The organism is Herpetosiphon sp. (assembly GCF_003512625.1).
GTDB lineage: Bacteria > Chloroflexota > Chloroflexia > Chloroflexales > Herpetosiphonaceae > Herpetosiphon > Herpetosiphon aurantiacus.
Genome location: NZ_DOPT01000100.1, coordinates 125,146 through 137,747 on the forward strand (window position 1 = coordinate 125,146; position 12,602 = coordinate 137,747).

At 50.7% G+C, this 12,602-nt stretch carries 10 protein-coding genes and 1 other RNA gene; 5 read left to right on the forward strand and 6 right to left on the reverse strand.

The window, feature by feature from the left end; all coding sequences use genetic code 11:
• Positions 1-2: 2 nt before the first annotated feature.
• Positions 3-1,148 carry a glycosyltransferase family 4 protein gene (locus DEF47_RS22940; RefSeq protein ID WP_012191852.1) on the reverse strand — a complete coding sequence of 382 codons (1,146 nt, stop codon included), beginning with the start codon at positions 1,146-1,148 and terminating at the stop codon, positions 3-5.
• Positions 1,149-1,477: 329 nt separating this feature from the next.
• Between DEF47_RS22940 and DEF47_RS22945 the strand changes: the two genes are divergently transcribed.
• The 3 genes from DEF47_RS22945 (at position 1,478) to DEF47_RS22955 (ending at position 5,535) form a co-directional block, all read left to right on the forward strand.
• Positions 1,478-1,708, forward strand: a complete 231-nt coding sequence (locus tag DEF47_RS22945; protein ID WP_012191851.1) for a heavy-metal-associated domain-containing protein — start codon at positions 1,478-1,480, stop codon at positions 1,706-1,708.
• A 71-nt stretch (positions 1,709-1,779) separates the two neighbouring features.
• Positions 1,780-4,293 (forward strand): heavy metal translocating P-type ATPase, encoded by a 2,514-nt coding sequence (locus DEF47_RS22950; protein ID WP_012191850.1) that lies wholly within the window; start codon positions 1,780-1,782, stop codon positions 4,291-4,293.
• Positions 4,294-4,455: 162 nt separating this feature from the next.
• Positions 4,456-5,535 (forward strand): STAS domain-containing protein, encoded by a 1,080-nt coding sequence (locus tag DEF47_RS22955; RefSeq protein ID WP_012191849.1) that lies wholly within the window; start codon positions 4,456-4,458, stop codon positions 5,533-5,535.
• On the opposite strand, the gene DEF47_RS22960 is transcribed toward DEF47_RS22955, so the two are convergent.
• From DEF47_RS22960 to DEF47_RS22970, 3 genes are all read right to left on the reverse strand, one after another.
• Positions 5,505-6,491, reverse strand: coding sequence for a nucleotidyltransferase domain-containing protein (locus tag DEF47_RS22960; protein ID WP_012191848.1), 987 nt, complete (start codon positions 6,489-6,491; stop codon positions 5,505-5,507). The genes DEF47_RS22955 and DEF47_RS22960 overlap by 31 nt on opposite strands.
• Positions 6,488-7,993, reverse strand: a complete 1,506-nt coding sequence (locus DEF47_RS22965; RefSeq protein WP_041304853.1) for an NAD-dependent epimerase/dehydratase family protein — start codon at positions 7,991-7,993, stop codon at positions 6,488-6,490. Before DEF47_RS22965 ends, DEF47_RS22960 begins: the two co-directional genes overlap by 4 nt.
• A 123-nt stretch (positions 7,994-8,116) precedes the next feature.
• Positions 8,117-9,295 (reverse strand): DegT/DnrJ/EryC1/StrS family aminotransferase, encoded by a 1,179-nt coding sequence (locus DEF47_RS22970; RefSeq protein ID WP_012191846.1) that lies wholly within the window; start codon positions 9,293-9,295, stop codon positions 8,117-8,119.
• Between the two features lie 116 nt (positions 9,296-9,411).
• On the opposite strand from DEF47_RS22970, the gene DEF47_RS22975 reads away from it, so the two are divergent.
• Entirely contained in the window at positions 9,412-9,957 is a 546-nt protein-coding gene (locus tag DEF47_RS22975; protein ID WP_012191845.1) for an NUDIX hydrolase, read from the forward strand.
• On the opposite strand, the gene DEF47_RS22980 is transcribed toward DEF47_RS22975, so the two are convergent.
• Positions 9,897-10,196, reverse strand: coding sequence for a hypothetical protein (locus DEF47_RS22980; protein ID WP_041304851.1), 300 nt, complete (start codon positions 10,194-10,196; stop codon positions 9,897-9,899). The two genes, DEF47_RS22975 and DEF47_RS22980, sit on opposite strands and share 61 nt — an antisense overlap.
• A gap of 500 nt (positions 10,197-10,696) precedes the next feature.
• Here DEF47_RS22980 and ssrA point away from each other — a divergent pair.
• Positions 10,697-11,055, forward strand: a transfer-messenger RNA (tmRNA) gene (ssrA, locus tag DEF47_RS22985).
• A 43-nt stretch (positions 11,056-11,098) separates the two neighbouring features.
• Here the strand turns inward: ssrA and DEF47_RS22990 are convergent.
• Positions 11,099-12,602 (reverse strand): serine/threonine protein kinase (locus tag DEF47_RS22990; RefSeq protein WP_287045359.1); only part of this gene is annotated, 1,504 nt, incomplete at its 5' end.

The window sequence follows — 12,602 nt, forward strand, 5'->3', positions numbered from 1 at the left end:
TACTATTGCACAGTTTGCGCCATTGTTTTTTTGTAGAATTCCATAATTTGGTCGCCAATCACCTGCCAACTATAGCCTTTGGCCGCTTGTAGATTTAGTTGGCGCAGACGTTTGCGGGCGGCAGGGCTGGCAACAAAACTGGCAATCGCCCCAGCCATTGCCCGTGGATCGCGTGGTGGCACTGCTAAATTACCTGGATGATTGGCCAAAACTCCCGCATAGCCTGCATTAGCTGCCGCCACAACTGGCAAACCAACCGCCATGGCCTCAATCAATACATAACCAAAGCTCTCTTGGCCAATCGCTGGTGCACAAAAAATATCAGCACTCGCCATCAAATGCGGCAAGGCCAAATCGGTCACATAGCCCAGCCATTCGACATCGGTCAAGCGCAATTGGGCTGCCAAGGCTTGTAATTCTTCGCGTAATGGCCCATCGCCAGCAATCACCAAGCGCAATTGGTTGGGATAATCCTTTTGGAGCAAGGCATAAGCTCGCAGCAGATACTCCACGCCCTTGCGTTGCTCCAAGCGCCCAAGCGTAAAGAGCGTAATTTTATCATCGTTATATTGATGCAAGCGTGGCAAATTCACCGCTGCATCAAAGCGATCAATCGTTATGCCACTGGCAATAATTGTATACTCGTCTTTGGTGCCAAAAATTGCCTGCGCTGTTTCGAGTGCCGCCTGTGATCCAGCAATTCGCCCATGGATATGGCGATATAAATCGGGGCCAAGTGCGGTTGCCAAACGCAAGGCCTGCAATTTCCACGCCTCATCAACCCGAATATGAAAGGTTGAAACATGGCAAGCCTTGGAATTCGCCAAAAGTCGCCCGCTCAAGGTAGGCGAGTGCAACGATTGAACATGCAAAACATCACAAGCTTCTTCGGCTAAAATCTCGCGCAAGCGGCGATTCGATTCGATGCAGATTGGCAGTGATGTACTCGAACCGCTGCCATACGTCGGAATTGAAACGCCCAACGAGATAACGCGCTCAGCCAATTTGCTATTATCAAACTGACTACCACCAGCAAAAATCACCACCTCATGACCTTTGCTTTGAAAATAATGATACAAACCACGAACATATACCTGAATGCCCCCAGCGCGGTGCATATGATCATCAATCAAAAAGCCAATTTTCATAGATCAACCTAAATCAAAATAATCCTGGATCAATCTGCGCTACCATGGCGAAAATGTCAAGCAGTAGAGGGCTAGGAGTCAGGGATCAGGAGTTAGAGATCAGGCAAGCCCCAAAAGGGTTCAGAAGCTAAAGGTCAGGATGGTTTCCCTTTGACTAGATTTAGGTGCACACTATGTTGACACTGGCCCCTGATCCCTAACCTCTAGCCCCTCGTGCCCAATTAACATTTTGCAAGATCAGGTGTGAATTGGATTGACAAGCCCAAAATGGCGTGTTATGGTTTATCCATACCCCCCTGGGTAGGGGGTGTCAAACAAGGAGTAATACAATGAAAACTGAAAGCTTCAACGTTCCAGGCATCTCATGCCAACACTGTGTTAATGCGATCAACAACGAAGTTAGTGCGGTTGCTGGAGTTCAAAATGTCGTTGTCGATTTGGCTAGCAAAATTGTCAAAGTCGAAAGCAACGAGCAAGTCAGCCGCGATCAACTGTTAACGGCAATCAGCGAAGCAGGCTACGATGTTTCGCCATTTGCCAATACAATTCCCTTAAATTAAGTTTCGAGGCTAGGTCGGGTTGCACCGTCAGCCCGCCATCCTGCTTAACTCACCAGATCTGAAGGTATGGTATGGATACAAAGACACTTACATTGCCAGTGACCGGAATGACCTGCGCCGCTTGTGTGACGCGCGTCGAACGCAATTTGAAGAAGGTCGCCGGAGTTGCTGAGGCCAGCGTCAATTTAGCCAGCGAATCAGCGACGGTGGCATTCGATCCAGCAGCGGTTAGCCCAACTAACTTAATTGCTGCGGTCGAAAAAGGCGGCTATGGCGTGATTACTGCCGAACGCACGTTGCCAATCACTGGCATGACCTGCGCCGCCTGTGTCACGCGGGTTGAAAAAGCCTTGCGTAAAGTCGATGGCGTGTTAGAAGCAACAGTTAACTTGGCAACCGAAACCGCAAGTATCCGCTACCTGCCCGATCAAGCAAGCCTTGAGCAGATCAAAGCTGCCGTGACCAAAGCGGGCTATGGGGTGATCGAAACTGGCGAGGATGACGATGCTGAGGATAGCGAAACCCAAGCGCGTCAGGCCGAACTCAAGCGCAAACGCAGCAATCTGATTGTGGCGTTGATCTTGGGTGTGCCGCTGATGATCGTCTCGATGATGCACGATTTTAGCTTAATTAGCCCAATTTGGCTGGGCAGCGCCCGCGAGATGACTGGCATGAACCATGATATGCCAGCCTTCTACAATCTTTGGCCATGGCTGTTTGGCTTGATGGCAACGCCCGTGGTGTTTTATAGTGGGCGCGATTTCTTGCGTGGTGCTTGGGTTAACCTCAAGCATGGCAGCGCCAATATGGATACGCTGATTGCCCTCGGTTCGCTGACGGCCTATGGTTTTAGCTTGGCGGTGCTGCTGTTCAAGTTGAGCGGCCACGTCTATTTTGAAACTGCCGCAATGATTGTAGCCTTGATTTTGGTGGGTAAATATCTCGAAGCCCAAGCCAAAAGCGCAACTTCATCAGCAATTCGCGCCTTGATCGATTTACAACCACCAACCGCCCGCGTGCTGCGTGGTGGGGTTGAAGTCGAAATGCCTGTGGCCGAAGTGCGAGCTGGCGAGATTGTGGTCGTGCGGCCTGGCGAGAAAATTCCGGTTGATGGCGTGGTCACGATGGGTCAATCGGCGATTGATGAATCGATGCTTACTGGCGAATCGTTGCCAGTTGAAAAGCGAGTTGGCGATAGCGTGTTTGGCGCGACGCTCAACAATGCTGGCAGTTTTCAATTACGCGCCACGGCAGTGGGCAAGGCTAGCGCTTTAGCTCAAATCGTCAATTTGGTTAAAGCTGCCCAAGGCTCCAAAGCGCCAATTCAGCGCTTAGCCGACCAAATTTCGGGCGTGTTTGTGCCGATTGTGATTGTGATCGCCTTGTTGACCTTTGGCTTGTGGTATTGGGTTGGCGGCGTTGGCTTTACTCAATCGCTGATTTTCGCGGTGGCCGTGTTGGTGATTGCCTGCCCGTGTGCTTTGGGATTAGCCACGCCGACCGCGATTATGGTTGGCACAGGGGTTGGCGCACAACATGGCATCTTGATCAAAAACGCTGAGAGCCTTGAACGCGCTGTGCGGTTGCAAACGATTGTGCTCGATAAAACTGGCACAATTACCGAAGGCAAGCCAACCCTGACCAATGTACTGGCCTTGGGTGATGAAGCAAATCTGCTAGCGCTTGCTGCGACTGCCGAACGTGGCTCGGAGCATCCACTGGGCAAGGCGATTGTCCAAGGTGCAACCGCCCGTGGTGCAACGCTTGGTCAAGCATCCACCTTCAAAGCAATTGTTGGCGGCGGGATCGAAGCGGAAGTCAATCAACAAAAGGTGGTGATTGGCAGCCCACGCCTGATTCGCGAACAAGGCTACGATCTGAGCAACATCCAAACCACGATTGATCAATGGCAATCGGAGGGCAAAACTGCCATGGTTGTGGTGGTTGAGCAGCAACTTGCTGGGGTATTAGCGGTTGCCGATACGATCAAAGCTAGCTCGCCAGCCGCCATCCAGCAATTGCGTAAATTGGGGCTGAAAGTGGTGATGTTGACTGGCGACAATCAACGCACTGCCGAAGCGATTGGCCGCGAAGCTGGGGTTGAGCAAGTGATTGCCGATGTGCTGCCAGCCGACAAAGCCGCCACGATCAAGCAATTGCAAGCCAATGGTACGTTGGTGGCGATGGTTGGCGATGGCGTAAACGATGCTCCGGCCTTGGCCCAAGCTGATGTTGGCGTGGCGATTGGCACAGGCACCGATGTCGCGATTGAAGCCAGCGATATCACCTTGTTGCGCGGCGATTTGGTGGGCGTGGCGCAGGCGATTGAACTTTCGCGCCGCACCATGACCACCATTCGTTGGAACTTGTTCTGGGCCTTCATTTACAACGTGATTGGTATTCCAATTGCGGCGGGTTTGTTCTACAACCTAACTGGTTGGCAACTTTCGCCGCTCTTGGCAGCTGGTGCAATGGCCTTCTCATCGGTCTTTGTTGTCACCAACTCGCTGCGCTTGAAGCGTGCTGCCAAATTGCAGCATGGGCATGGCGTTGAATCCAACGAACTACAACCAGCCCACATTTAATCAACAAGTCAAGGATTCTTTCATATCATACTAGGGAGCATCCTTGATGCTTCGGTTATAAACGCCTCAGTACTAGTTCAAAATAGCCCTTTATGGATAGAATAATTGTGTTGATCTCGTTATAATGAGCCTATTCAGCTAGCTAGCTATAGGAATATGCTCATGGCCGAGCTTGATAATGATCGTCTGCAACAACAACGCTTCGCTCGCATTGTTCGGGGTTCATTGATTTTCCTGTTGGCATTTATTTGCTATGACATTGGGTTACAGATCCTTGCGCCAAAGCCTGCGCGTTATTTACACTTGGTCAATTTAATTGGCTTATTGGGATTTTTAACCGCGAGCTATCTGGTTAATCAACGTGGTCGCACCCCGCAAGCAATGCTGTTGGTTGCCACAGCCATGCTCGGCTCAAGCCTTATGATGGCACTTTCTAATCCATTTGCCTTGCCAGTTATTTTGATGATGCCGATTTTAGCCTTGATTTTGGCGATGCTCTATCTTGAGCAAAAAATGGCACGAGTGCTCAGTGTCGTTGCTTGGCTGTGTATGTTGCTTGCAACAATCTTGGCCTACAACGTTAATCTGTTTAATCAAGCAGTCATGCCAAGCATGGAAATAAGCGATTTTGTCGGCTTGGCAGTTTTAGCAGGCATTGCCTTTTTGGTATTAAATCTGTTTCAATCACGCCTACGCAACAATTTTCTCAAGGCAACCCAAGCCCAAAAAGAGCTTTTGCAAGCGCAATCGGTGATGGAGCAACAAATTATTGAACGAACGTCAACGCTCTCGCAATTGCAACAAACCAACGCCGAACAAACTCGGTTATTAGCTGAGGTGGAACACCAACGGCTGATTATTCGCAATTTATCGGTGCCAATTTTGCCAATCGATCAACGCACACTGGTGCTGCCTTTGGTCGGCTCGCTCGATCAGCAACGGCTTGATGATGTACGCAACCAAGCCCTCCAAACAATTAGTCAATTCAAGGCGCGGTATTTGGTGCTTGATATTACGGGCGTGCCGCTGATCGACGATCAGATTGCGCTGAGCTTGGTTCGCATTATTGAGGCTTTGAAGTTGTTGGGGGCGAAAACAATTTTAGTGGGAGTCCGGCCTGATGTTGCTGCCAGTTTAGCCAGCGGCAACTTGCAATTAGGCAGTGTTACAAGTGCCGCGACCCTGCAAGAAGGCTTAGATTATGCTCGAACTCAATCCAAAGCGCTGGCTAAAATTGCATAACGCCACCTACGCCGCAACCGTGGATCGGCCCCAAGCAAGAGTTTTTGGCTTGGCAAGCAGCGTTCGAGCAAGGCTCTGCGCCAAGTACGTGGCTGCCAATGCCATTCAATGGCTGAATTAAACCATTGCTCAGCCAAACGCAACCCGCCCCAAAGCATATGCGCCAAACCCCAACGTTGCGCTTCGTGCCAAACTTGTTGCCAATCAAAGGCATAGGCTGTAATCAAACGATCAATATCTGCTAGCATACGGCCAATTCCAGCCCCATATTGATTGCCAATCGCCAGATGATGAGCAGTATGCAACAGCTGACTGATTGGCTCCAACACTGGCAAGGTGAATGTTTGATAGTGCGCTTGCCGAAGTTGCCAAGCTGGATAGGTATGCAAGCCAGCCCAACGCGACCACAGCCCCGCAAACAGCCACCAATGCAATTCTAACGTTGCGCCGCTAGGCGTTTGCAAGCGAACTTCGCCACCGCTACGACGCTGTTGTGGCCATGTTTGCACCGTGTATTGGCTCAGGCCATAGCCCGCCGCAAATAACACCGCACAGGCTCGTTGCAAATCAGCCCGCTGAACCAACAAATCAATATCGCCCATTTGGCGTTGGCCAAGTGAGCGATAGATTGTTGGAGCAAAGGCCATGCCTTTGAGCAAGGCGACTTCGATTGATTCGGCGTTGAGCAATTGCTGAATTCGCTGAAATTCTTCAAGCCGCAGATCGTTGCGTAGCGCCGCGAGGTAATAGCGTTCGCGCCAATGTTCGGCGAGGGTTGCAGGCAGGGCTTGGTGGCGCAAAACTGACCAGAGCAAGCCCTCAACTTCATGATAATCGGCTAGATGAGCCAGCACTTTCCAGTCGTTTGGACTACATGCAGCACATAATTGCGTTAAGTTGGCGGCTGGTTGGCTTGACCATGCCGCCAACAACAATTCCACGGCAGGCTCGCTCATTGCTTGATCGACTCACGTTTGTTGGCCCATGGCGTTTCTAGCCGAATCAACGGCGCATTATCAACATTCGTCAGGAATTTGTGGTTGTTATAGGCTGGGTCGTAATAATCGCCAATTGATCCATCACGCAAAGCCGCTTCGATTTCGCGTACCCCATCCTCAACCGTGTGTTCAGGGCTGAAATTGAGTACTTTGGCAATTTTGGCGAACGAAACGCGATAGTTACGTTTATCAACATCGTTGCCTTGCAATACCAACTCGGCCTCAGGAATTAAACGCCCAATCAATTCGCCAATCGCGCTGATGGTGTAGTTTTGACTATCCGAGCCAACATTGAAAATCTCGCCGCGCACGGCTGCTAAAGGCGCATTCAAGCTCATCACTACCGCGCGGGCGGCATCATCGGCATGCACAAATGGCCGCCATTGATCACCACCAAACACCGTGATTTTGCCCTCACGTACAGCTTTGGCGGTTAGTAAATTGACCACCAAATCAAAGCGCGGGCGCGGCGATAGGCCATAAATTGTCGAAAAACGCAGAATCGTTGGAGCAAATTGTTGATCTGCTAAGCCCAACAAAATATTTTCTGAGTCGATTTTGGTTTGGGCATAGAGCGAAACTGGATTAAGCGCCGAACGCTCATCGAGCAATTCATCCGATGCGCCATACACGCTACAGGTTGAGGCAAAAATAAAGCGCCGAATTCCATAGCCTTTGCACGCTTCAGCCAACATTCGCGTGGCAATCAAATTAATTTCAGTGCTGAAATCGGCATCGATCGCACAGGCAGGGTCGCCAACAATCGCCCCAAGGTGAATCACCGCATCCATTCCAACCAACGAGCGCACCACGGTTTCGATGTGGCGCATATCGCCATGGACAAATTCAAATTGCGGATGATTGTAAAGCTCGCGGATGGCCCCATCGCCATACATCAGCGAATCGACCAACCGCACATGATAGCCTTGATTGAGCAGGCGACGTAGCACCAACGAGCCAATATAGCCCGCCCCGCCAATGACCAATACATGTTTAATCGGCTGATCGGCCTTGGGAGTTTGGCGTTCTAAGGCATCGACTGCCAACACCACATTGCGGGCGATGCGAATGCCAATGACCAACGCCGAAGTAAATACCCAGCTCAGCACCACCACCCCACGCGGAACAAACGGCAAGAAGCGCAGAAAGAAAAAGCTAAATCCATAAGCGAGATGGGCGAGCGTGGTGGCTTGTAATAAGGTCATTACTTTGAAGCGACGGGCATAGCTGCGCACATGGTGATAGACCCCAAACATCCACAGCAAAGCCAACGCGAGGCTGGTCAGTAGCCAACTGGTGCTCAAAAATTGGTCGCGATAATCCAAAATCAAGCGTTCAGCCAAATTTGGCTCATGGATTACAATCGTAATATAGCGCACTACAAAGGCCAATAACAAGCCCACATTGATGAGAATTGCATCGACCAAAAGGCGCGTAGCAATTGCGCGTGAGAATTTCAAGGCAGTGCTCCTTTCGCTAGCTGCCACAACGGTGACCTTGAATCAGTCATTCATAACGCAGAGACGCAGAGTTTTCAATTGGAACTACAATAACCTCTGCGCCTCTGCGTTAAACGAAGCAGGTTATTGTTTTGCTATGATTTCCTCGCCAAACAGCTGAATCCGTTTGATCGCTGCGCAAACGGTTTCGATTGTACTGAACTCCATTTCCGAGTGAATCGGCAAGCTCAAGCTCGATTGTGCCAGCCAGTCGGTTTTGGGCAAACTGCCCTCGGTGGGCGCAAATTGAGCGTAGGCAGCATGGCGATGAACTGGCGGATCGTAATAGGCACGACTATCAATGCCCTCAGCGGCCAAAGCTTTGCTCAGCAAATCGCGACTGATGCCAAATTCGCTGGCTTCGATCGTGATTGAATAATCTTTGTAAGAGCAACGATCGTTTGGGCGCACTTTTTGAAAATCAATGCCAGGCGTGGCAAACAAGGCCGCCCAATAGAGCGCAGCGTATTGGTTGCGTTGGCGGGCGGCTTGCTCCAATTGCTCAAGGCTGTAGCGCCCCATAATCGCGTTATATTCGGCCATACGAGCATTCAAGCCAGCCCAATCGCTGCCATACTTGCCATCGTTGCCATATTCGCGGCCTGTACGAATTTTGTGGGCTAACTCATCATTGTTGGTGGCGACGATTCCGCCTTCGCCAGCGATCAAGAGCTTGGTTGGGCTAAGACTGAAACATTCGGCAGTGCCAAATCCGCCGACGGGCCGCCCATCGTATTGCGCCCCAAAGCCATGGGCCGCATCAAAAATTAAGGGAATTCCAGCATCGGCGGCGATTGCTTCGAGTTCAGCGATTGCTGCTGGATTGCCAAAATTGTGCACGGCCACAATCGCCTGCACGTCAGGAGTGAGTGCTGCGCGCACTGCATCCAAATCGATATTGGTGGTCGTGGGGTCAATTTCCACAAAGCGCGGGGTTGCGCCAGCCCAAATCAAGGCGCTGACGGTAGCCATAAAGGTAAAACTGGGCACAATTACTGGCCCGTTTAAGCCTAAAGCGCGATAGACTAAGGCCAAGCCGGTGGTGCAGCTTGAAACCGCAATCGCATGCGCCACGCCTAGATGGGCGGCGACTGCTTGTTCAAACGCCACTAAATGCTGGCCCTTAGTGACCATGCCGCTGATTAAAGTTTGCTCAACATCGGCGGCTAAGGTGGCAAACTCTGGTAAAACCGGACGAACTAAGCGAATTGGCGACGTTGCCAAAGGCGTGCCGCCGAGGATTGCAGGACGTAAATCAGCCATAAACTACACTCATTAATAGGTATGATTAACCTCAGGATAGCATAGGCTGGCAAATAGTGGCTATCCCCTTTGTGTGTTGGGCAACGATTAGTTCTTTCGCAATGGGAGGGTATTCGATGAAGTTTTTTGTGCGGGTGGCAGCGATTATTGTGCGCGATCAACAGGTGTTGGTGCATCGCTCTGAGCAGCAAGGCATCAGCTACTGTGCCCTACCTGGTGGTCATCTCGAAGTAGGTGAGACGACCGAACAATGTTTGGTACGTGAGTTTGGCGAGGAGTTCGGGGTAGCCGTTCAAGTCGAACGACTGGTCTATGTTGCTGAAGGCATGTTTATGGCGGGGCGTAAAAAGCCCAAGCCCAAACACGAAATCGTATTTTACTACCGAGCGCACTTGCAAGATCCCATGGTTGTGGTGCGCTCTCGCGAGGAACCAACGATCTATGCCGATTGGCTAGCCTTGGATAGCGATTTGGCCGAGTTGTATCCGCAATGGCTGCGGCCACTGTTGCCCAGCGATTATCGGCACAATTGGCGGGCATGCCCACGCCAAATTATTGCCGATGAATTGATTGAGCCGCCCTATACCAGCGTGCGCCAACTTTATTCAGGCGATGGTAATTCAAAATCATCGTCGTTGGCTGGTGGCGACGATAACTCATAGCGCACAACCATGGCCAAACGATCGATATCACTAATCAGCACTTCTTGCTGGCCGCGAGCTTCGCTGACCAATAAGCCACTATCGCCAACCTTGATATCGTAGAGCGCTTGCGATTGTAAAACCACCAACCGATGATTACCTGCGGAGATTAGCACTGGAACTTTAGTTTTGTTGACCAACAAATCGCCATCAAGCAAAACCCGCGCCGTATTAGGAGGAGGAGCATCTACTATTGTCATAACCGGAATCCTCATTGAGTAATTGAGACGCATCATACCATAAAGCTTTTTGGTCCTCGCAGGCTTGTATCCAAGTATCCATCAGACGGATCAATAGCTTTGTTTCTTCCCAAAGCCCTAAAAGCTTCGAGTTTGCTCTAATCAAGGCCAGCAAGGGCATTTAAAGATTCCATCAAAAGTCTTAGCAGGGCTTGGATTTATCCCTCACTGCTGACTCCTAGCCCTTAATTGTGATAGATTTTAGATTAAAACCAGTTCCCCATTTTTCCATTCCCTCACCCCTGACCCCTCGCCCACTGCGGCGGGCGAGGGGAGCACGCTTGGAGCGGTTCCCCCTCGCCTCGCGTGCGGGAGAGGGGTCGAGGGAACGCAATGCATTGTCAACTGAATGAACTATTACATCTGGCCCCCTATCCATCGCAATTCCAACAAAAGTCTTATGAATATTTGGGGTGAGTATGCTATAATGCCAAGACCTCGAACGCAGAGGCCTACCACCTGGGGATGCTTGGTTTCGACAGGGAGGGCCAATCGTAAGTGGCAAGCCGAGACGCTGAGCCTCGTTAAATCGGCAACGCCATTAACTGGCAAAAACACTTTCCGCGCTCCTGTAGCGCTTGCTGCCTAATTAAGGCAACACGTCTCTACTAGCCTCAGCCCGATGGGCTTGTAGCGGCGACACTTAGTCGGGTCGCTCCCCTAGTTATGTCTGTGGGCTAGGGGCTAAGATTAACAGGCTGGTCGTGGCCCGCTTTGTCTATCGGGTGGTGCACCGATAAGATTTAATCAATAGACTACGCTTGTAGATGCTTGCGGTTTAACTTTTTGGACGCGGGTTCGATTCCCGCCATCTCCACCAAATCGACCCAAATCCAGCCAATTCGTTGGCTGGATTTGGTGTTTTAGAAGTGTTTGAAAAAGTAGTGATAGATAGTGTTACAGGCTAAGCTACCACCCAAAGCATAGAAAAATGCTCCTAAGGAAAAAGGATTAAACGCACCGAGAATATAAATTGCATAAATAATGCCAGCTAATATGGCCCCGCCAATACTTAATAAGATATGAAGCACCACTTCGGTTGAGCGTTCGCTCAATATAATCGTCCAAATGATGCCAATCAACGAGCCAATCGCCGCTTCAATCAACAAGGTATTGTTGGGATGATAGATTACTGCCAGCACAATGCTGAGCAAAACCGCGCCACCGCCAAGGCCAGCAATCAACGGCCATAACTCACCAGTGTCGGGTTTGGGCAAGTAACCTTGGGCTAATTGGATTTTTAATTTGCGCCGTTGTGGTTTTTCCTCACTGGTGCGAATCTCAAAGCTTACGCTGGCGGTTTGCCCAGGCTTGGGGTTGCGGGCAAGATCGAGGCCAAATTGAAATTGTTGGGGTTGTTCGGGCACGACATAGAGTTCTTTTGGCCCTATTTGCAACCAACCTGGGGCATCAACGGCTTTGATGTGGGCAGCACGATTGCGGGCGGTCACAGTTAATGGGGTGGCGCTCATTCCATCGAGTGGCAACAGCAGGGTATTGTATTCAAATTTGACTTCTGCCGCCAACAAGTTGGGTGCTAAACTGCCAACCAGAAAATCGAGCACGCGCTCGGGGCGTTCATTTTGCACCAGCATCCGATGGACTTTAATCGCCAACTCGGTTTGTTGATGTTGGCGCAACCACGTGTTGAGATCGCCATTGACCAAGGCATGCAAGCCATAACCCCAATCGGCTTGAATTGCCTGTGCAAGGTCGTAACCAGTATGTGGGGTTACGCCGCTCGGGAATTTAAATGGCTGGACAAGGGTTGGCTCAAGGGTTTCTTCAAGCAAATCGCGGAAAACTGTGGCATTTGGCCGTTGACTTAAATCATCGTGGAGTGCCCGCCCAAGCACTTGCTGCATGCGGGGCGAAAGGCTGGTCAGTTTGGGGAATCGCAGCGGGTGTTCACATGGATCATCATCAGTTAGTAAATGATAAATTGTGGCTGCTAAACTATAAATATCACTGGCTGGATAGCGCTGATTGCGATATTGCTCAGGGGCTGCATAGCCAGGCGTGCCATAGGTTTGGCCTACGCCGCTGGTCGCTGCCGCGCCAAAATCGACCAAAAAAAGCTCGTTGCTATCACGATCGCGAATCAAATTGGCGGGCTTGATATCGCCGTGAACCAGTGCTGGTTTGAGGGCATGCAGGTATTCTAAAATTTTACAGACGACAATTGCATCACGTAGCACTTGCTCGAATGGACGCGGCTTGCCTGCCATAAATGTGCCATCGACTAAGGTTTGGCTTAGCCCATGCTCCAAATCACGCCCAGCCACATATTCCATCACAATTGTGGCAACCCCGGCATCCTCAAATTCCCCAAGTCTTTGCTTATTTTGAGGATGCCGGGGTTGCCAC

Bases quoted from the DNA above. Each gene is read 5' to 3' on its own strand.
- DEF47_RS22940 (WP_012191852.1), bottom strand. From the start codon at position 1,148: ATGAAAATTGGCTTTTTGATTGATGATCATATGCACCGCGCTGGGGGC.
- DEF47_RS22945 (WP_012191851.1), top strand. From the start codon at position 1,478: ATGAAAACTGAAAGCTTCAACGTTCCAGGCATCTCATGCCAACACTGT.
- DEF47_RS22950 (WP_012191850.1), top strand. From the start codon at position 1,780: ATGGATACAAAGACACTTACATTGCCAGTGACCGGAATGACCTGCGCC.
- DEF47_RS22955 (WP_012191849.1), top strand. From the start codon at position 4,456: ATGGCCGAGCTTGATAATGATCGTCTGCAACAACAACGCTTCGCTCGC.
- DEF47_RS22960 (WP_012191848.1), bottom strand. From the start codon at position 6,491: ATGAGCGAGCCTGCCGTGGAATTGTTGTTGGCGGCATGGTCAAGCCAA.
- DEF47_RS22970 (WP_012191846.1), bottom strand. From the start codon at position 9,295: ATGGCTGATTTACGTCCTGCAATCCTCGGCGGCACGCCTTTGGCAACG.
- DEF47_RS22975 (WP_012191845.1), top strand. From the start codon at position 9,412: ATGAAGTTTTTTGTGCGGGTGGCAGCGATTATTGTGCGCGATCAACAG.
- DEF47_RS22980 (WP_041304851.1), bottom strand. From the start codon at position 10,196: ATGACAATAGTAGATGCTCCTCCTCCTAATACGGCGCGGGTTTTGCTT.